The sequence below is a fragment of the Methylococcus sp. S1M genome, assembly GCF_051295855.1.
Lineage (GTDB): Bacteria > Pseudomonadota > Gammaproteobacteria > Methylococcales > Methylococcaceae > Methylococcus > Methylococcus capsulatus.
This window is the reverse complement of record NZ_JBPDXO010000001.1, coordinates 200,286-220,942: the sequence shown is the minus strand read 5'-3', so window position 1 is coordinate 220,942 and position 20,657 is coordinate 200,286. Positions and strand designations below refer to the sequence as shown.

The 20,657-nt window shown below is 63.3% G+C and carries 16 protein-coding genes; 14 read left to right on the top strand and 2 right to left on the bottom strand.

Going from position 1 to position 20,657, the window contains the following annotated elements:
- Positions 1–3: 3 nt before the first annotated feature.
- From ACSHWJ_RS00960 to hypF, 9 genes are all read left to right on the top strand, one after another.
- Positions 4–1,152, top strand: a complete 1,149-nt coding sequence (locus ACSHWJ_RS00960; RefSeq protein WP_256996455.1) for an efflux RND transporter periplasmic adaptor subunit — start codon at positions 4–6, stop codon at positions 1,150–1,152.
- Positions 1,149–4,316 (top strand): efflux RND transporter permease subunit, encoded by a 3,168-nt coding sequence (locus ACSHWJ_RS00955; RefSeq protein WP_218800114.1) that lies wholly within the window; start codon positions 1,149–1,151, stop codon positions 4,314–4,316. The genes ACSHWJ_RS00960 and ACSHWJ_RS00955 overlap by 4 nt, the downstream gene beginning before the upstream one ends.
- A 41-nt stretch (positions 4,317–4,357) precedes the next feature.
- Positions 4,358–5,032 carry a CerR family C-terminal domain-containing protein gene (locus tag ACSHWJ_RS00950; RefSeq protein ID WP_218800115.1) on the top strand — a complete coding sequence of 225 codons (675 nt, stop codon included), beginning with the start codon at positions 4,358–4,360 and terminating at the stop codon, positions 5,030–5,032.
- A 105-nt stretch (positions 5,033–5,137) separates the two neighbouring features.
- The gene (locus ACSHWJ_RS00945) at positions 5,138–6,604 is read left to right on the top strand and encodes a DegQ family serine endoprotease (RefSeq protein ID WP_249385345.1); all 1,467 of its coding nucleotides are present in this window, start codon (positions 5,138–5,140) and stop codon (positions 6,602–6,604) included.
- 112 nt (positions 6,605–6,716) lie between these two features.
- A complete protein-coding gene (locus ACSHWJ_RS00940; protein ID WP_218800117.1) occupies positions 6,717–6,953 on the top strand; it encodes a HypC/HybG/HupF family hydrogenase formation chaperone in 237 nt (78 codons plus the stop codon).
- On the top strand, positions 6,946–7,299 hold the full coding sequence (gene hypA, locus ACSHWJ_RS00935; RefSeq protein ID WP_010960867.1) for a hydrogenase maturation nickel metallochaperone HypA: 354 nt from the start codon (positions 6,946–6,948) through the stop codon (positions 7,297–7,299). The genes ACSHWJ_RS00940 and hypA overlap by 8 nt, the downstream gene beginning before the upstream one ends.
- Positions 7,300–7,334: 35 nt before the next feature.
- Entirely contained in the window at positions 7,335–8,186 is an 852-nt protein-coding gene (gene hypB, locus ACSHWJ_RS00930) for a hydrogenase nickel incorporation protein HypB (protein WP_249385344.1), read from the top strand.
- A gap of 12 nt (positions 8,187–8,198) precedes the next feature.
- Positions 8,199–9,299, top strand: a complete 1,101-nt coding sequence (hypD, locus tag ACSHWJ_RS00925) for a hydrogenase formation protein HypD (RefSeq protein WP_218800119.1) — start codon at positions 8,199–8,201, stop codon at positions 9,297–9,299.
- Positions 9,300–9,307: 8 nt separating this feature from the next.
- On the top strand, positions 9,308–11,572 hold the full coding sequence (gene hypF / locus ACSHWJ_RS00920; protein ID WP_218800120.1) for a carbamoyltransferase HypF: 2,265 nt from the start codon (positions 9,308–9,310) through the stop codon (positions 11,570–11,572).
- Positions 11,573–11,594: 22 nt separating this feature from the next.
- On the opposite strand, the gene ACSHWJ_RS00915 is transcribed toward hypF, so the two are convergent.
- Positions 11,595–13,841 carry an AAA family ATPase gene (locus tag ACSHWJ_RS00915; protein ID WP_218797775.1) on the bottom strand — a complete coding sequence of 749 codons (2,247 nt, stop codon included), beginning with the start codon at positions 13,839–13,841 and terminating at the stop codon, positions 11,595–11,597.
- An 8-nt stretch (positions 13,842–13,849) separates the two neighbouring features.
- The gene (locus tag ACSHWJ_RS00910; protein WP_218797776.1) at positions 13,850–14,275 is read right to left on the bottom strand and encodes a hypothetical protein; all 426 of its coding nucleotides are present in this window, start codon (positions 14,273–14,275) and stop codon (positions 13,850–13,852) included.
- A 210-nt stretch (positions 14,276–14,485) separates the two neighbouring features.
- On the opposite strand from ACSHWJ_RS00910, the gene ACSHWJ_RS00905 reads away from it, so the two are divergent.
- The 5 genes from ACSHWJ_RS00905 to ACSHWJ_RS00885 all read left to right on the top strand — a co-directional run bounded on the left by ACSHWJ_RS00905 (position 14,486) and on the right by ACSHWJ_RS00885 (position 20,622).
- Entirely contained in the window at positions 14,486–15,988 is a 1,503-nt protein-coding gene (locus ACSHWJ_RS00905) for a DUF2779 domain-containing protein (protein ID WP_218797777.1), read from the top strand.
- Positions 15,989–16,040: 52 nt separating this feature from the next.
- Positions 16,041–17,093 (top strand): helix-turn-helix transcriptional regulator, encoded by a 1,053-nt coding sequence (locus ACSHWJ_RS00900; RefSeq protein WP_218797778.1) that lies wholly within the window; start codon positions 16,041–16,043, stop codon positions 17,091–17,093.
- A 151-nt stretch (positions 17,094–17,244) separates the two neighbouring features.
- On the top strand, positions 17,245–17,568 hold the full coding sequence (locus ACSHWJ_RS00895; RefSeq protein ID WP_218800124.1) for a hypothetical protein: 324 nt from the start codon (positions 17,245–17,247) through the stop codon (positions 17,566–17,568).
- Between the two features lie 86 nt (positions 17,569–17,654).
- Complete coding sequence (locus tag ACSHWJ_RS00890) at positions 17,655–19,214, top strand: McrB family protein (RefSeq protein WP_432539162.1); 1,560 nt, start codon at positions 17,655–17,657, stop codon at positions 19,212–19,214.
- 4 nt (positions 19,215–19,218) lie between these two features.
- The gene (locus ACSHWJ_RS00885) at positions 19,219–20,622 is read left to right on the top strand and encodes an McrC family protein (protein WP_218800126.1); all 1,404 of its coding nucleotides are present in this window, start codon (positions 19,219–19,221) and stop codon (positions 20,620–20,622) included.
- Positions 20,623–20,657 lie beyond the last annotated feature (35 nt).

The window sequence follows — 20,657 nt, the reverse complement described above, 5'->3', positions numbered from 1 at the left end:
ACCGTGAACGACATCATACATTCCCGCGCCGTCCCGATGGCTCGCATCGTGGCTGCGATCACTCTGCTCCAAGTCGCCGGCTGTGGCGGCGGCGAAAGCGGCATGGCGGGCCTGCCGACACCGAAGGTGGAGGTGAGCCAGCCGGTGCGCCGGGAAATCCTCGAAACGGACGAGTACACCGGACGGCTGCAGGCGGTGGAATCCGTGGACGTCCGTGCCCGGGTTTCCGGTTACCTCGAACAAATCCTTTTCGCCGACGGCAGCCGGGTCAAGAAAGGCGATCTGCTGTTTGTCGTCGATCCCCGGCCCTATGTGGCGCAACTCCAGCAGGCGCAGGCCGGACTCGAGCGGGCCCGATCGAGGCTCAAGCTGGCCCGGAACCATCTGCAGCGGGCCGAGAGTCCACTGAAGGAGCAGGCGATTTCGGAAGAGGAATACGACACCCGCCGCCAGAGCCTGGTGCAGGCTCTGGCCGACGTCGAATCGGCCCGGGCGGAGGTCGATCTGGCCCGGCTCAACGTCGAGTTCACCCAGGTCCGCGCGCCCATCGACGGACGCATTTCCCGCAAGCTCCTCACCGCAGGCAACCTGGTCACGGCGGATACCACGGTGCTGGCCGGCATCGTCTCGGTCGATCCGATGTACGTCTATTTCGACGCCGACGAACGCGCCCTGCTCAAGTACCGCCGACTGGAACTGGCTGGCGAGCGCAAGGATGGAATGCCGCTTGAAATGGGACTGCTGGACGAACAGGGTTATCCGCATCGCGGGTATCTCGATTACGTCGATCCGGAGGTCAACGCGGAGATGGGCACCGTGCGTGCCCGCGGTGTCATCCCCAATCCCGACGGGTTGATGGAGCAAGGGCTGTTCGCCAGAGTCCGGATTCCCGGCGGCAGCCGCCACCAGGGTCTGCTCATCCCCGACCGCGCGATCGCGATGGATCAGGGCAAGAAGTACGTGATGGTCGTGACCGCCGATAACCGTGCGGAATACCGCCCCGTTGTGACCGGGCGGCTGTACGATGGCCTGCGCATCGTCTCGGATGGCCTGTCGCCCGAAGACTGGGTCATCGTCAACGGGCTTCAGTTCGTGCGGCCCGGCACGCCGGTCGATGCGACCCGCATCGACATGCCGGAGGCGGCTCGATGAAATTCGCCCATTTCTTCATCGACCGGCCGCGCTTCGCCATCGTCCTCTCCGTCATCACGGTGCTGATCGGCGGGATCGCGATGTTCGCACTGCCGATCGCGCAATATCCAGAAGTGGTGCCGCCTACCATCGTGGTATCGACCACCTATCCGGGCGCCAATCCCAAGGTGATCGCCGAAACCGTGGCGGCGCCGATCGAGCAGGAAGTCAACGGCGTCGAGCGCATGCTGTACATGTCCTCGCAGTCGACCAGCGACGGCCAGATGCAGCTCACGATCACCTTCGAGATCGGCACCGACATGGACATCGCCCAGATGCAGGTGCAGAACCGGGTCTCCAATGCCCTACCGAAGCTGCCGGAGGACGTCCGCAGGCAGGGCGTGACGACCAAGAAATCTTCGCCCGACATCCTGCTGGTCATCCATCTGGTCTCGCCGAACCAGCGCTACGACCAGCTTTATCTCTCCAACTACGCCCTGCTCAACATCCGCGACCAGATCCTGCGGCTCCCGGGGGTGGGCGATGTCCGAACCTTCGGCGCCGGCGATTACAGTATGCGGGTCTGGCTCGACCCGACCCGGATCGCGGCTTTGAACATGACCGCCGGCGATGTGGTGCGCGCCATCCGCGAACAGAACATCCAGGTGCCGGCCGGCGTGATCGGGCAGCCGCCGCTGGACGGCAGCCCGGACTTCCAGCTCAACGTCAACACCATGGGTCGCCTCGCCAGCGTCGAGCAGTTCGGCGCGATCATCGTCAAGTACGGCGAAGGCGGCAGCCTGGTGCGTCTGCGCGACGTCGCCAGGATCGAGCTGGGCGCCAACCGCTACTCCCTGCGCAGCCAGCTGAACAACGAAGACGCCGTCGCCATGCCGATTTCGCTGCGGCCGGGCGCCAACGCCCTGGATACGGCCCGGCGAATCAAGAGCAAGATGCAGACCCTGAAACAGCGGTTTCCGGAAGGAGTGGATTACCGGATCGTCTACGACACCACGATCTTCGTCGAGCAATCACTGGACGCCGTCACCCGCACCTTTTTCGAGGCGTTGGCCCTGGTGGTGCTGGTGGTGCTGGTGTTTCTGCAGACCTGGCGCGCCGCGCTCATCCCGCTGCTGGCGGTGCCGGTGTCCATCGTGGGGACCTTCGCGGTCATGGCGGCGCTGGGCTATTCGCTGAACAATCTGTCGCTGTTCGGGCTGGTACTCGCCATCGGCATCGTCGTCGACGACGCCATCGTGGTGGTGGAGAACGTCGAGCGCCACATCGGCCTCGGGCTTTCGGTCAAGGAAGCGGCGCGCCAGGCCATGCGGGAGGTGACGGGACCGATCATCGCCATCTCGGTGGTGCTGGGTGCGGTGTTCATTCCGGCGGCCTTCGTCTCCGGCATCAACGGGCAGTTCTACCGCCAGTTCGCCGTCACCATCGCCGCTTCCACCCTGATCTCGGCGTTCAACTCTCTGACCTTGAGCCCCGCGCTCGCCGCGGTCCTGCTCGAGCCCCACCATGCCCGCAAGGACCGCTTGAGCCTTTGGATCGACCGGTTGTTCGGCTGGCTGTTCCGTGGGTTCAACCGGGGTTTCGATGCCTGCTCCAACGGCTACGCCGGCCTGGTCAAACGCCTGCTGAGGCTGTCCGGCGTCGTGCTGGCGCTGTATGGAGGGCTGCTCGCCTTCACCGGCTACGAATTCGAGCGGGTGCCTGGCGGGTTCATTCCACTGCAGGACAAGGGCTATCTGGTGGTATTTGCCCAGTTGCCGGAGGCCGCCTCTCTGGAACGAACCGATGCCGTGCTGCACAGGGCATCGGAAATCATCCTGGCCCAGCCGGGCGTGCAGGGAACGGTGGCGTTTCCCGGTTTTTCGGTCGTCAGCGGCGCCAATACCTCGAATGCCGGCACCATCTTCGTGCCTCTCAAGCCGTTCGAGGAGCGGGTGGCCAAGGGCCTGTCGGCCCAGCGGATATTGGGCGAATTGCAGCCCAAGCTCGGCGGCGTGAAGGAGGCTTTCATCGGCATCTTTCCTCCGCCGCCGATCCTGGGTCTGGGCAGCCTTGGCGGCTTCAAGCTGCAGATCCAGGACCGGGGCAACGAGGGCTTCGACGCGCTGAACGGCGCACTGCAAGCCGCCCTCGACGCAGGCCGGCAGACACCGGGACTGGCGGGACTGTTCACCAGTTTCCAAAACAACGTTCCGCAGCTCTATGTCGACATCGACCGGGTCAAAGCCAAGTCGCAGGGCATCCCGCTCTCGGAAATCTTCGACACCATGCAGATTTATCTCGGATCGCTCTATGTCAACGACCTCAACCTGTTCGGCCGCACCTACCAGGTCACGGCCCAGGCCGACGGCGAGTACCGCCGCGAACCCGAGGACATCGGCCGGCTCAAAACCCGCAACGCCGCGGGGGCCATGGTACCGCTGGCGGCGCTAATGACAGTGAGGGAAATCAGCGGGCCGGAGCGGGTGCTTCGCTACAATATGTACCCTGCGGCCGAGATCAACGGCTCTCCCGCGCCCGGTGTCAGTTCGGGGCAGGCGATCGCTCTGATGGAGGAGCTGTTGAGGAGGACCCTGCCGCTGTCCATGGATTTCGAATGGACCGAGTTGACCTACCAGCAGATCCTGGCGGGCGACACGGCCGTCTATGTGTTCGCCCTCTCGAGCCTGCTGGTGTTCCTGGTCCTGGTGGCTTTGTACGAAAGCTGGATACTGCCGCTCGCCATCGTCCTCATCGTGCCCATGACCCTGATGTGCGCTCTGGGCGGGGTATGGCTGCGGAGCGGAGACAACAACATCTTCACCCAGATCGCCTTGCTGGTGCTGGTCGGCCTGGCGGCCAAGAACGCCATCCTGATCGTCGAATTCGCCAAGACCCGGCGGGAAGAAGGGGTGGACGCGATGGCGGCAGCCCTCGAAGCCTGCCGGCTGAGGTTCCGACCGATCCTCATGACTTCGTTCGCGTTTATCATGGGCGTTTTGCCCCTCATGTTCGCCACCGGGGCGGGCGCCGAGATGCGGCAGGCCTTGGGGGTGCCTGTGTTCTTCGGCATGTTGGGCGTGACGGTGTTCGGCCTGCTGTTCACCCCGGTGTTTTATCATGTCTTGCAAAGGCTTGCCGACCGGAGCCGTGGCCATGCCGTTCCAGCGGCCGGCAGGTCCGGATGAAATCGGGACGGCCGACCGAATCCGTAGCTCGAATCGCCAGTATGAACGCATCAAACGACACGCCTCGCCACGATCCCACCCGCAAGCGGCTGTTGCAAGCCGCATTGGAGATATTCGCCGACAAGGGTTTTCGCGATGCGACGGTGCGGGAGATATGCGCCAGGGCGGAGGTCAATGTGGCCTCGGTCAATTATCACTTCGGCAGCAAGGAAGCGCTCTATTCCGAAGTTCTCGGCTTCGCCTACCGGGAGGCCAGCGAACGCTATCCCTATACCAAGGCCGGAGATAAGAGTCTGCCGCCCGAGGTGCGGCTGCGCCACTTCATAGGTAATCTGTTGGGGCGAATGCTGGACGATACCTACCTCGGCCGCCACGGCAAGCTGCTGGCGCGTGAACTCGCCGATCCTACTCCTACCGGTGCGCTCGATCAGGTGATCGAAACTACGATGAAGCCGCATTGCGAACTCCTGGACGGGATTGTCGCGGAGCTGGTCGGCCCCGGCTATAGCGAAGCGGACATGCACCGGCTGGGTCTGAGCGTCGTCGGGCAATGCCTGATGTACTACCATTCGCGTTCGCTGATCGACCGCGTCTATCCGGAAATCATCGCAACGCCGGAGGACATCGAGAGAACCGCCGAGCACATCGCCCGCTTTTCGATCGCTGCCTTGAAACATCTGCACTTGGAACAGCCGGCCCCCGACCGGGCGGGCTGACCGCCCGAGGAAATCCGTATTTGGCTTTTAAGCTTGTTTTAAGTTTCCCTTCTTATCGTGTTCATCCAGCGGCAAACACCGCTGATTCGTGAGGAAGAAACCGCCATGCCAAAAAACGTCATGCTTTCCGCCCTGATCGCCGCCTCCATCCTCGCCGCCATGGGCGCCGGATATGTCCGCTACGGCGGCTACACCCTGGTGCCCAAATCGGATCTCATGCAGCCGCCCCCGCACTCGACCCAACCGCCGGAGGCCGCAGCCCGTGCCACGCCGTCTCTGCCTGACTTCGCCGCCATCGTCCGGCGTAATGGACCGGCGGTCGTCAACATCAGCGTCACCGGCACCAGCCGGGTCAATCTGCCGGAGATGCCCCAGTTCGACCCCAATGATCCGTTCGGGGAATTTTTCCGACGGTTCCAACCGCAGATTCCCCGTGGCGAGGATGCTCCCGCGCACGGACTGGGCTCGGGATTCATCATCCGTCCCAATGGCCTGATCCTGACCAACGCCCATGTGGTCAACGGCGCCCAGGAAGTCACGGTGAAGTTGAATGACCGGCGCGAATTCAAGGCCCGGATCATCGGTATCGACAAACCCACCGACGTCGCCCTGCTCAAGATCGAGGCCGAAGGTCTGCCGGTGGTGCCGCTGGGAGATCCCGCGCGATCCGGGCCCGGCGACTGGGTGGTGGCGATCGGCTCGCCGTTCGGTTTCGAAAACAGCGTGACGGCGGGCATCATTTCGGCGAAATCGCGCAGCCTGCCCGAGGAAACCTATGTGCCGTTCATCCAGACCGATGTCGCCGTCAATCCGGGCAACTCCGGCGGCCCGCTGTTCAATCTGAGCGGCGAAGTCATCGGCATCAACTCGCAGATCTACAGCCGCACCGGCGGCTACCAGGGCCTGTCGTTCGCCATCCCCATCGATGTCGCGCTGAAGGTCGAAAAGCAGCTGCTGGCGGACGGCAAGGTCAGCCGAGGACGGCTCGGCGTCGGCATCCAGGAATTGAACCAGTCACTGGCCGAATCCTTCGGGCTGGATCGCCCGACGGGCGCCCTGGTCGATTCGGTGCCCAACGACGGGCCGGCGGCCAAGGCCGGTATCAAGCCGGGCGACGTCATCCTGAGCCTCAACGGCCAGCCGATCGAAAATTCCGGCCAATTGCCGCCACTGGTTGCGGACATCAAGCCAGGCAGCGAAGCGAAGGTGGGCATCTGGCGTAACGGCAAGCGCGAGGAGATCACGGTCCAGGTCGGCGAAATGCCGGACACACAGCAGGCCGCCGCGACCGGCAACGGGCTGGCCAAGGGGCGGCTGGGGCTGGCGGTGCGGCCCCTATCGCCGGAAGAACAGCGGACGGCCGACGTCGACGGCGGTGTGCTGGTCGAGGCGTCCGCGGGCCCGGCCGAACGCGCCGGCATCCGGCCGGGCGACGTGATCCTCGCACTCAACGGCCATGCGGTGGCCAATCCCGGCGAGCTGCGCGAACTGGCGGACCGGGCCGACAAGCACGTGGCCCTGCTGGTGCAGCGCGGCGGTACGAGGATTTTCGTGCCGCTGGATTTGGGCTGAAGCCGAAGCGGTGTATATTGACGGGCATTTGAACCGGCTCCGAGGATTCAAGCTGACCATGTCCCGAATCGAACCGACCGCGGATCCGGTCCGCAGACTCTAGGAGGCGGCGATGTGTCTCGCCGTACCGATGCAGATCACCCGGCTCGACGGCTTTTCCGCGCGCTGCACGGCGCGCGGCGTCGAGCGGGAGGTCAGCCTGTTCATGCTGCAGGACGAAGGCGTCGTCCCCGGTGACTTCGTCCTGGTCCATGTCGGCTACGCCATCCAGAAGATCAGCCGGGAGGATGCCGAGGCGACCTGGGAGCTGTTCGACCAGATCCTCGCCGCGGGCGATGCCGATGCATGAGCTGTCGGTCTGCATGGAGCTGATCGACCAGGTCGAAGCCATCGCCCGCAGCCACGAGGCCGAACGGGTGGACACCATCGTCCTGCGGATCGGATCGCTCTCCGGCGTCGAACCCGGCCTCCTGGAAAGCGCCTTCGAAATGGCGCGGCTGGGCACGGTCGCCGAGCATGCGCGCCTGCGCACGGAGAGGATCGAGCCGAGGATACGCTGCCGCGCCTGCGGCCTGGAGGCGGACGCCGGACCGGGCGACCTGCGCTGTCCGGCCTGCTTCGGCACCGACACGGTGCTGATCGCCGGCGACGAGATGATCCTGGCCCGGGTCGAATTGCTGCAGACCGCGGACTGAATCCGCTTTTCGAGACTGTATGAGGTAAGCCCACCATGTGCGACACCTGCGGCTGCAACATCACCGACGGCAACCGCCATCTGCTGCGCGCCGACGGCTCGCACGCCAAAGTCACCGCCGTCTCCGTCCTGAACAAACTGCTCCGGCACAACGACGCCCAGGCCGAGGCGAACCGGGCCCTGTTCGACCGGCACGGCGTACTGGTCATCAACCTGATGTCCTCGCCCGGCTCGGGCAAGACTTCCCTGCTGGAAGCGACCATCAAGGCGCTGAACGGCGGCCTGCGCATCGCCGTCATCGAAGGCGACCTGGAAACCGAGAACGACGCGGCGCGCATCCGCGCGCTGGGCGTCGAGGCGCACCAGATCACCACCGGCACGGCCTGCCATCTCGACGCGCATCTGGTCGCCAATGTATTGCCCAGGCTCGATTTGGAGAACATCGATGTCCTGTTCATCGAGAACGTCGGCAACCTGGTCTGCCCCGCCAGTTTCGACCTGGGCCATCATCTCAATGTGACCCTGCTGTCCGTCACCGAGGGCGACGACAAGCCGGCCAAGTACCCGGTCATGTTCCGGGCGGCCGACGCCATGGTCATCAGCAAGACCGACCTGCTGGCGGTGCTCGACGAGTTTTCGCCCGACAAGGCGGAAGCCTGCCTGCGGCGGCTGGCCTCGAATGCCCCGGTGCTGCGCGTCTCCAGCAAGACCGGCGAGGGGATGCGGGAATGGCTGGACTGGCTGAACCAGCGGCTGGAGCACTACCGGAACCTGCGGCGCGAGAACCGCAGCCTGAGCCCGGCGGTGCAGTCCGAAGGCCGGAGGCTGCATGGCCTCGCCAGGCCGGACGTCCGTTTCAAGCCCGCACCGAAGCCCCAAACGGCCTGAAGGCCCCAGGCGATGAGCGACGCACGGCTTTGGCTGGAGCGGATCAGGGAGCTGCCGATTCCGGACGGTATCCGCATCATGAACGTCTGCGGCGGGCACGAGCGCTCGATCAGCATGGCGGGATTGCGTACCGCCCTGCCGCCCGCCATCCGCCTCATCCCCGGCCCCGGCTGCCCGGTCTGCATCTGCCCGGAGGAAGACATCTACCAGGCCATCCGGCTCGGTCTCGAGGGCGAGGCCGTCGTCGCCACCTTCGGCGACATGCTGCGGGTGCCGGTCAACCTCGGGCGCCAGGCCGTGCGCACGCTGGAACAGGCCAAGGCGGCGGGCGCCGACATCCGGCCCATCGCCTCGCCCATCGAGGCACGGATCATCGCCGAAAAGGCGGCCGGCAAGCCGGTGGTACTGTTCGCGGTCGGCTTCGAGACCACCATGGCGCCGGTCGCCGCCCTGATGGCGGAAGGACTGCCCGACAACCTCTACATCCTGTGCAGCGGCCGGTTGACCTGGCCGGCGGTCAAGCTGCTGCTCGATTCCGACGAATGCGTGCTGGACGCCCTGGTCGCGCCCGGCCACGTGGCCACGGTGATGGGGCCGGAAGAATGGGCCTTCGTCGCCGACGACTACCGCTTGCCGGTGGCGATCGCCGGCTTCACCCCCGCCAGCCTGCTCCGGGCCATCCACTCGACGATCGTCCAGTGGCTGGAGGAAACGCCGCGGCTGGACAATTGCTATCCGGAGGCGGTGAAGCCGGGGGGCAATCCGAAGGCTCGGGAATTCCTGGACCGCAGTTTCGACGTCACCGCCGGCAACTGGCGCGGCATCGGGCCGATCGCGGCTTCGGCCTACGCGCTGAAGCCGGGATTCGCCGCGCACGACGCCCGCCTGCATTTCCCCGACTACGACGCGGGCGACCGCCGTCATGCCGGCGAGATGCCGGCGGGCTGCGACTGCGCCCGCGTCGTGCTCGGCAGGATCCAGCCGGACGAGTGCCGCATCTACGGCAAACCCTGCACCCCCCGCAGCCCGGTCGGCCCCTGCATGGTCTCGGACGAAGGCGCCTGCCGCATCTGGTGGGCGGCCGGCGTGCGCAAGGACTCCGCCGCCGCCTGAACGCCCGCATGCGGACCGCCCAGCGCATACAGGTCCGCGGCCGTGTGCAAGGCGTGGGGTTCCGCCCCTTCGTCTGCCGGCTCGCCCGCGAATTCGGCCTCGCCGGCTGGGTGAAGAACGGCGGCGGCGGCGTCGAGATCCATGCCGAAGGCGAGCCCGCCGCGATCGAGCGGCTCATCGATGCGCTGGTCTCCCGTGCCCCGCCGCTGGCCGATCCACAGCCGCCCGTTCGCCTGCCCGCCGAATTCCGGGGCTACGCCGGGTTCGAAATCCTGCTCAGCGATTCCGGAAACGAAACGCCCATCCACGTGCCGCCGGACCACTTCGTCTGCCCCGATTGCCTGGACGAAATGCGAGACCCCGCCGCCCGCCGCTACCGCTACCCCTTCATCAACTGCACCCAGTGCGGGCCGCGCTATACCCTCATCGACCGGCTGCCCTACGACCGCCCGAACACCGCGATGGCGGACTTCCCGCTGTGCCAGGACTGCCGGCGCGAGTACGAAGACATTCACGACCGGCGCTACCACGCCCAGCCGCTGGCCTGTCCTCGGTGCGGGCCGGTGCTGGAATTTCGCGAGCCGTCCGCATGCGTCGCTAGACCCGGTAACGAACCGGCGCTCTCGGGCTGCATCGAAGCCCTACGGCAAGGCCAGGTCGTCGCCGTCAAAGGCGTCGGCGGCTACCACCTGCTCTGCGATGCCCGCTCGGATGCCGCCGTCGGGCGCCTGCGCGAACGCAAACGCCGCCCGGACAAACCCCTCGCGGTGCTGATCCCCTGGTTGGAAGGCGAAGGGATCGACTGGCTGGCACGCCTGGCCGAGCCGCGCCCTGACGAACGCGCACTGCTGGCATCCCCGCTCCGGCCCATCGTCATCGTCAAGCGCGCCGCCGACAGCGATCTGTCCGGCCTCATCGCGCCGGGCCTAGACGAGATCGGCCTGATGTACCCCTACAGCCCTCTGCATCACCTGCTGGCGGGCGACTATGGCGCGCCGCTGGTCGCCACTTCGGCCAACCTCAGCGGCGAGCCGGTGCTGACCGACGGCGCGGAAGTCGAGCGCCGGCTGGCTCACGTCGCCGATGCCTTCCTGCATCATGACCGGCCGATCCGCCGGCCCGCCGACGACTCAGTTTACCGCCGCAGCGCCGGGAGTATGCGGCCCTTGCGGCTGGGTCGCGGTACGGCGCCGCTCGAAATGCGCCTCCGCTATCCGGTGGCCGAACCCACTCTTGCGCTCGGGGCCGATCTCAAGAACACCATCGCCCTGGCCTTCGAAGACCGCGCGGTTGTCTCCCCACACCTCGGCAATCTCGGCGCGCCGCGCAGCCTCGACGTATTCGAGCAACTGATTCGGGAGCTGTCCGCCTTGTACGGGATCGAGCCGAAGCGGGTGGTCTGCGACGCCCACCCCGATTATTTTTCCAGTCGCTGGGCCCGGACCTGCGGACTCGAAATCCACCGCGTCCTCCACCACCACGCCCACGCCTCGGCGCTTTACGGCGAGTTCGGGCCGGACGGCGACATCCTGGTGTTCGCCTGGGACGGCACCGGCTTCGGCGGCGACGGCACCCTGTGGGGCGGCGAAACCCTGCTCGGCCGGCCCGGCGGCTGGCGGCGGGTCGGAAGCCTGCGGCCGTTCCGGCTCATCGGCGGCGAAAAGGCGAGCGCCGAGCCCTGGCGCTGCGCGCTCGCGGCCTGCTGGGAAGCGGGGCTGGACTGGTCCGGCTGCCCGGTCGACCCCGCGCCGTATCGGCACGTCTGGGAACGCGGGATCAACAGTCCCTACACGAGCTCCGCCGGACGTCTGTTCGACGCCGCCGCCGCCCTGCTCGGCGTCACGCTGAATCAAAGCCACGAAGGCCAGGCCGGTATGCGGCTGGAAGCGCTGGCCGGCGACACGGCGGATTTCATCGAACTGCCGCTGCGGCGTGAGAACGGCCTGTATCGCGCCGACTGGAGCCCCCTGCTGCCCGCTTTGATGGACGGGAGCCAACCGGCCGGCTACCGCAGCGCCCTGCTCCATACCAGCCTGGCCCGCGCGGTCCTGGCCCAGGCCCGAGCGATCCGTGGCGAATCGGGCGTAAACCTGGCCGGCCTCACCGGCGGCGTGTTCCAGAACCGTATTCTCGCCGAACTGACCGCGGGTCTGCTGCGGGCCGACGGATTCGAAGTCGTCCTGCCCGCCAGCCTTCCTGTCAACGATGCCGCGATCGCCTACGGCCAGATCGTCGAGACCGCCGGCGCCGGCCGCGCGTCCAGCCCCGCTTGATGCCGGGCCGACTGCCGGTTTATCAAGCCTCCTCCAGGGGCTCCGTCCGCTTCAGCCGGCATTCCGCCGCCAGTCGGCGCAGGAACTGCTCCGGGGCCAGCCGCTCGCCGAGCAGCGTGCACTGGCGCGTGACCGCGGAGAAATCGCCGGGCGTGAGGCCCTGTAAGCCCTCCAGCGCATAGATCAGGTCCGCCGGCACCGGCGCCGTGGCATCCCCGAAAGCCTCCCGCGCAAACAGAGCGAGCCGCTGCGCGGGGGTCAAGGCGCGGAAATGCAACTTGAAATCGAACCGGCGCAAGGCCGCCGCATCGATGCCGCTCATCAGATTGGTGGCGGCGATGAAGATGCCGGGGTAGCGCTCCATCTGCTGCAGCAGCTCGTTGACCTGGGTGCGCTCCCAGGACCGTTGCGCTTGGCGCCGGTCGGTCAGGAAGCTGTCGACCTCATCGAGCAGCAGGACCGACTGCGAGGGATCGCACTCCAGAAACAGACGGGCCAGATTCCGCTCGGTTTCACCCACGAAGGGGGAAAGCAGATCCGAAGCCTGGCGCGCCACCAGTTCCCGGTCGAGCGCCTCGGCCAGGATTTCGGCGAAGGCGGTTTTGCCGGTGCCCGGCGGGCCATAGAAGCACAGGCTGCCGTGGCCGTGCTGCGAAAGGGCCCGGACGATGGCGCCGGGACTCACTCCGCCGGCCAGATTCAGGAAGGCCGCATCGAACCGGGTGGCAGCCCTGCGCCGGCGGGGTGAGGGCGAACCGTGCAACAGCGTGCGGAGCGCGGCCACACCGGCCCGGATCGTCTCCTCGGGCGGCGCTTCCGGCAGCAGCTCCCACAATCGGCGCGCCGAGCCCAACTGGGCCGGGGCAAGCGCCGCGTCATCAGCCAGCTCGTCCAGCAGCGACGGCGGGACCGCGCACTCGCCGAGGTGAGACTCCACCATCTGCCGGCGCACCGAGCGCGGTGGCTGAACGAAGGCGACCGGCAGCAGGAAGCGCCGCAGGAAAGCCGGATCGAAGCAATCCGTGGCGTTGGTGACCCAGATCGCCGGCACCGGGTTCTCTTCCAGGATGCGGTTCATCCAGCCCTTCTGGCGGCCGGTGGCGCCGCGTCCGCGCATCCAGGAAAACAGCGGGTCGGACATTTCGAACACGTCCTCGACCTCGTCGAAGATCAGCATGGCGCCCCGCCGCCGGGCGAGCAGGCGCTGTGCGAGCTGGTAAGCCGACAGCCGGCCTTCGCGATTCAACCCGTCGCCGTCGTCATCGCTACTCCTGACCTGGTAGGCGCACAGTCCGGAAGCCTGGGCCAGCGCGCGCGCCAGCTCCGTCTTGCCGGTGCCGGGCGGGCCGTAGAACAGCAGATTGATTCCCACCGCCCCCTCCGCCGCGGCGCGACCCAATACCCCCTGCAGTCGCTCCGTCGTGTCCCGCAAATGGGGAAAGGCCTCCAATGGCCAGACACCGGCGGGAGCGGGTTCGATCAGCTCGGCCAGCAGAGCGTCGGCATCCGGCGGAGCGGCCTCGAGCACCCGGCGCAGCAAGTTGGTGGGACTGAGGAAATCCTCCAGATCTCTCTGAAGCCCCGAATCGCACTCGACCAGCTCCAACGACTGCAAAGGTGCCTGCCTGGCCAGGGCGCCCCGCACCGCCTCCGGCTCCACGCCCAGCATGGCAGCCAGGCGTACGAGGTTGAGCCGGCCAACGGCGCGTGTGGCGTATCGAGCGCCCGGCTCGGCACGCAGCAACACACGGAGCGGTCGGCTCAATTCCCGGTGTTCGAGATAGTCGAGGATCAGGATCTCGGTGGCGCTCAGCCCCAGGGCCTGGCCCAGGGTCGCAACGGTGGAGGACGTCGGCGCCACGCCGTCGGCCTCGGTCAGACGCCTCACAATCTGCTGCGGCAGCGTCTCGAACACCGCCCGGCAGCGCTGCCGCCGTTCGACGACCGGCGCGGGCCGGGCCGGTTCGTTCCGGTCGCGGGCAAAGGCCGCTTCCAGATCCCGGACGACCTCTTCCCCCGAGAGCGTTTCCGGCTCCAAAGCCTCGCCAGCCCATGGGACCTCTTCCTCGGAACAACCCATGAGTTCACGGGCCGCCCGCGGATCGAGCAGCGGCGCCGTCAGCCGCCACAAGGCACCGAGCACCTCATGGTCCGACAGATTCAGGGCACGCTGCGGATCGTGCCGGAACAACTGCAGCGCGTACCGCGCCAGACGGCGTTCGACCGGAGGCACGGCGGCGAATTCGGCGCGCCACAAGCTTCGATGCATCGGTGGTGTCATGCGTTCTCCCTCCAGGGTTGAAAGCGGCGGCTGTCGAAGTGGAAGGTGACGAATTCGCCGCGGCCGGGATCGCGGTCCCAGACCACGCCTAGCACCAGGTCCAGCGGTTCGCGGAAGTAGGTGCTGCCGCTTTCCTCCTCATGGTCGAGGACCGGCGGCTCCAGCAAGGCGACCACGACCGCCGGCTGGCCGTACCGGGGAATCCGTCTGTTCTTCAGGCCGGGCTTCCACGTCACCAGATCGCCCGGAGCAAAGCGGTGAGTCTGGGAGAACAGGCGGTAGCGCGTTCGCAGGGCCGCGGCGATGTCGCCCCGCATGCCGTCCAGCGGCTCATCCTCGAGCAAAGGGATGGGATTGTCCTCGCTCAGGCCGATGCGCTCGAGCAGTTCGCGGGAGGACAGATGTTGAGGTTTCCGGGCCATGGTGTGTCTCTCCAAGGGCAGGGTGGATCGTGTGCCGGGTGGCGGAGAACCATTGAATGTGATCACCACGACAGTTGAAGTCGCACTCGTTGCGGCACGGGTTTCGCCGGCAGGCCTGCGCCCTGCCTGCTCACCGTCGAAAGCCGGGTGCGACGTGTGCTGACGCGAGTGGGGCTAAACTGAACTCCTCATTCCCGGGAGGCGTATTACGTGGCCTACGGCTTGTCCAAATCGAAACTGATGGCCCACCGCCAGTGCCCGAAGTGCCTCTGGCTGCAGGTTCATCGGCCGGAGCTGACCGAATGGGCCGATGCCTCGTCCATCGCCATCCAACACGGCTACGGTATCGGCGAGGTGGCGCGGACGCTGTATCCGGATGGCTGGCTCATCGACGGAGCCAACCTGGCGGATGCCCTGGCCGACACCCGGCTGGCGCTGGCCTCCCAACTGAACCGGACGCTGTTCGAAGCCACCTTCGAGCATGAGGGCGTGCTGATCCGGGCCGACGTGCTGATACCGGAAGAGGGAGAGCACCGGCTGGTCGAAGTGAAAGCCAGCACACGGGTGAAGGACTATCACCTCAGCGACTGCGCCATCCAGGCCTGGGTCTGCCGCCAGGCCGGCCTGAGCTTGAACCGGGTCGAGCTGGCCCACGTCGACAGCGGCTTCGTCTATCCCGGCGGCGGCGACTACCGCGGATTGCTGCGGCACGTCGATCTGACCGGGACCATCGAACCCCTGATATCCCAAGTGCCCGGCTGGATCGAAGCCGCCCGCGCCACGCTCGAACGCGGCGAACCGGCCATCGCGCCGGGGGCGCAATGCCATACCCCCTACGACTGTCCGTTCCTGACTCATTGCGCCGACGCCGCGGGGCTACCCGAAGAATCCGAATTCCCGCTGCGGCTGCTGCCGTACCCCGGCAAGCTGATCGAAGAACTCGAAGCCGAAGGCTACCGGGATCTGCGCGACGTGCCTGCCGAACGCCTCGCCAAACCGAAACACCGGCGCATCCACCGGGTCGCCCTCAGCGGCCAAGCCGAGCTCGATCCCGCCGCCGCGGCCGCCCTGTCCCGACACCAATACCCGCGCTACTACCTGGACTTCGAGAGCATCCAGTTCGCCGTGCCCCGCTGGGCCGGCACCCGCCCCTACCAGCAGCTCGTGTTCCAATGGTCCTGCCATGTCGAGGACGCGCCAGGCGAGCTGCGCCACCTGGAATTCCTCGACGGCAGCGGCGACGACCCGCGCCGCCCCTTCGCCCAAGCCCTGGTCGAAGCGCTGGGCGAACACGGCCCGGTATTCGTCTACAACATCGGCTTCGAACGTACCCGCACGAACGAACTGGCAAGCGATTTCCCCGACCTGTCCGCGCCGCTGCTGGCGATCGGCGACCGCATGGTCGACCTGCTGCCTCTCGTCCGCAAACACTACTATCATCCCGGCATGGACGGCTCCTGGTCGATCAAGAGCGTGCTGCCCACCCTCGCCCCGGACCTCGATTACACGGCCTTGCAAGTCCAGCACGGCGCCATGGCTCAGGAGGCCTACGCCGAACTCATCGACCCCGGCACGGTCCCGCAACGCCGCGGCGAACTGCGGCGGAACCTGCTCGACTATTGCCGGCTCGACACCCTCGCCATGGTCCGTCTGGCCTGGTACCTGGAAGGCACAGCTTACTTACCCTCTCCCCCTGGGAGAGGGCTAGGGTGAGGGTCCTTTTTAACTCCTAACTCTCCGAAACCGAACCGCAACGAGAACCCCCATGGCCAGAAAACAGTACGGCGAATCCCTTTCCCAGTATTTCGAGCTGCTGAAGCTGATCCCCAAGCATCCCGCCCAGGCCACCGCCAGTGAACTGCAAACCAAGCTCAGCGAACGGCTCGGAGAAAGCGTCGACAAACGCTGGATCGAACGCGCGCTCGGCACGCTCAGCCAGCAATTCCCCCTCCACTGCAACGACAAAGGCACACCTTACGGCTGGTGCTGGGGAAAAGGCGCCTCGCTCGACATCCCCGGCCTGACGCTGCGGGAAGCCCAGACCCTAGCCCTGGTCAAGCAACAGCTCGCCCCCCTGCTGCCGCCCGCGCACCTCGAACCCCTGCAGGCCGTGTTCGGTCACGCCGAAGAAAAACTCGAGACCGATCAAGCCAGGAACCCCGAAAGACGCCACTGGCAGGACAAGATACGCACCCTGCCCGCCTGGCAGCCGCTGCTGCCGCCGCAGGTCGACGCGGCAGTGCGCGACACCGTGTTCGAGGCCCTGGACCGCGGCAAACAGCTCCGGGTGAACTACCAGAAGCCCTGGCAGGACAAGCCGGTGGAATACACCCTGCACCCCCTCGCCCTCGTCCAGCGCGGCGTCTCGATCTACCTGGTCTGCACCTACGACGGCTACGACGACCCGCGGGTCGTCGCCCTCCACCGCTTCAAGAACGCCGAGCGGCTGGACGCCCCCGCCGAACGTCCCGCGGGTTTCGACCTCGACCGCGCCATCGCCGACGGCCTGTTCGGCATGGGCGGCAGCCTCGAACCGATCCGCCTCGTCGCCCGGTTCTACAACCCCGTCGGCCAGCACCTGTTGGACACCCCCCTTTCCGACGACCAGAAGGTGGAGCCCTGCGATCCCTACCACTTCGTGCTCACCGCCACCGTCCTGCACACCGGCCAGCTCGAATGGTGGCTCTGCTCGTTCGGCGCCGACGTGGAAGTGCTCGAGCCCGCCGAACTGCGCGAGGCGATGGCGAAACGGACGCGCTGGCTGGCGAAGAAATACCTCGAGAAACCCTCGGGACCGGAAACCGGCGAGCAGGAATGACAGGGCTGGGGGAGGAAAAGATTCCCGGCTCGATGACCGGTTACGGAACCATGTCGGACAACATACCCTCTCCCTCTGGGAGAGGACCAGGGTGAGGGAAATCAAACCATGCCGTTGCCTTGTTAACAATCAAGAACACCGGAGTAACCCCATGAAACCGTATAATTCCGCCATCACGATAATGGCCTTCACGGCATCATTGCAGTTTTCATCGGCCACTCAGGCCGACGCCTCCTACCTATACATGATCCCGTCGATCATGGGCATGGGAACCTCCCTTTACCAGCAGCATCAGGCCATGGCGATGCAGGAGGAAGCGCAGCGACGGCAGATGGAGAGTCTTCGGATGCAACAAGCGGCGCAGCGGCCAGCTTCATCTAACGAAATTGCCGAACTCACCAGATTAACGAAAGAACAACAAAGCCAAATAGCCGAATTGCAAAAGAAGATTGAAAAATATACAAACAATAAATAGCCAATATGCTATTCTAACCAAGGCAACAACGCGGCCCTATCGGGCTACCTTTCACGAACCGCGGGCGCAAAAGTCAGGAGGAAACGATGACAGTCTGGAAACTAGGAATTGATGTTGGATGTAGCAGTTACCTGGAGCTATCTGCAAGAAATGTCGTCGCACAGGGATGGCATGGGACTGGCGATTTATCTTTTCTTTTTGGACCAGATACAAATAAAACTGAAAGATGGTTGAAAAAGCTGCGGCCAATGCCAGATACGGCGAAAGCACAACGAACATTAACAAACCTATTAAGTAAGATCGGGAAAGGCGATATTATTATTGGCTACCAAGGAAATACAATTGTTGGAATATGCCAGATTCCTGATGATTTCGTATACATATACGAAGATTATCATGCGAGTTGTGTAACTTGCAGTACTCCAGGTCACTGCGAATATGCGCACTGCCTTTTCCCCGTGAATTGGGTAGATTGGAGTATTTTTACCTCTAATTTACCACACGGCACATCTTTGCCGGCACTTAATGCTGGACAGGGCATTCCAGGAATCGTAGAAAATCATGATAATTCCCCGGCTATCGAGAAAGCTTGGGACGTGTTTGTTAAAAAGTATGGGCATAGTGTCGCCCCGGCTTCTGATTCCCTAACTGCGGAGGCGTTAAATCAGCATCAACAAGAGATCGATAAAAAACGGATCGAGTGTCTAAAACAAATGAGTTGCCAATTGATCAAAGCTCGTACGGAGCATTTAGAAGAAGTAATTAAGGTCGCAAAGCAGCTTATTTTCTATGGTCCACCAGGAACCGGAAAAACCTATCTGGCCAAAGCCTTGGCGGCAAAGCTGCTGAAACTGAACCAGTGTAATGCCGACGCCGAACTAACAAATCGTCGGTTCGGAAACGGAAACGGATCTTGGGACATCGTTCAGTTTCATCCTTCTTACTGCTACGAAGATTTCGTGGGTGGCATTCGTCCCGATTTGAAGGCAGGGACTCTCCGCTACACGCTTGTAGTGGGCATTTTCAAGAAAATTTGTGACGCGGCCCGGAGGAACCCTACGCAGAACTACGTACTGATTCTCGATGAAATCAATCGCGCCAATCTTCCGGCTGTTCTCGGCGAATTGCTTTATGCACTGGAATACCGAGGACAACCCGTGAGGACTCCAAATAATGGCAACATCGTGGTGCCGGAGAATCTTTACATCATCGGCACCATGAACAATATCGACAAGAGCTTGGTGACATTCGACGTCGCCTTGCAGCGAAGGTTTGCTTTCGAATATCTTGACTCCGATATCGATATTGCTTATGCCGTACTTTATCACGAATATCACACGAACCCCACGGCTCTGACACAGGTTGATGATTACATCGACCGTTGCAGGACAGTTAGCAACAAGATTATGCAAGAACTACATCTTCCGTCTGATCGCCCCATAGGCCATTCGTACTTCATTCGAATCAAGGACTACATCAATCAGGGTCCAAAAAACTCAACCACGCCCCTGGACGAGCATTGGAAAGATTGTCGTGGCATCCTATGGGATTACCACATCCTGCCTCTCCTCGAGGAATATCTAGGAAAGAGATACGCCGACGGCAAAAATATATTAGATGATATTCGGCAACGTTTCGTTGATTAGCTCTATGATTAAACTCCACCTGAAGGATAGCCAACTCGAAGGTGAACGGCTCGTTAATCGCTCCATCGGAAATATCATACAAGCGCTCGACACCCTCGATGAACTTATTGAACCAGCAGGCCATGGCACAGCGCCACGAGATAAGCTTCGCGCACTCCAGTGGGCGGGGGCGAAGATAAAGGCTCTGGAGACATCGCCAATCACCTATCATCGAAATGCAAACGATATAGTCGATGTCTTCACCAGCCATTATGTGGGTTTTTTCATAACGGACGACGTTTGTATAAACATCGCTCCAAGGTTATTTTTGGATGATACACCGCAGAATGATGAAAATGGCTGGAGGCTGTTTTGTCACATGCTGGGCTACGCCAACAATGCGCACTTGGCGGAAGGCCAAGACCGGTGGAAAGAAAATGGAAATGGCTTTTCCTGGCCTTGGTTTATGGCGATTTTATGGCTGGCTGCGCTTGAGCGGGGAATGATCAATAACATCATTCCGAAGTCATACATTACGACGACAAAAAACCTGGATACCGTGAGGGGGCGAATAGTTTTTTCGGACCATATCCGAAAGAATATCGTCAATCAGGTCAAGCAATGCTGCGAATTCGATGAGCTTAGTTTCAATGTGCCTATCAACCGTGCCGTTCTAGCCGCTACACTACGCCTCAACGAGCAGAATGTACCTGACGGGATGTTATGGGAAGCCTTGGAACACTGCGAAAAACTCCTGTCGTTAGGAGTGAAGTGTGACCCGGAAATTACTCCGGATGAAATCGATGACATCGACTTCACGATGGTGACTGAGACCTATCGGCCTGCAATGTCCTTGGCCAAGATGATCTTGGGAAATTCCGGTGCGGACAGGTTCGGCTTCGATGGCATGGGAATGCCGTCCGCTCTCTTCGTCGACTTGGCTTCGCTGTGGGAGGATTATATTTTCTGCGTCTTGAAAAGACATCTTCCGCCTGAGTTCAGGATCGAATCGCCAAACTACAGTAATGCGAGAACGTTCATGTTGGAAGGAAATGCAAGACCCATCCGGCCGGACTTCTTGGTATACAAATCAGACTCAAACCAACTGGTTGGGATTATTGATGCAAAATACAAAAACTATCGTATTTTAGGCAGCAATGAAAAAGTGCCATACGCCGTGGCAATTGGAGATTTCTATCAGATGAACACGTACTTGTTGCATTACTCCAATCAAGGCAGCCGTCCGTTAACCGGTTTGTTTGTGGCTCCGGCGAACGCTGATAACGATGATATTGTGCAATATACTGGCAACGAAAATCTGAAAATTGGATTATGCAATTTTCCGGTTAGCAAGTTGCTCGACAATAACAAGACAGAGGAATCACACAGAGAATTTGCCGACCGGATAGCTGAGGCATTGAGAGCATGACTTTTTATCATTCGAGCTCATCAACGATAGGTTTA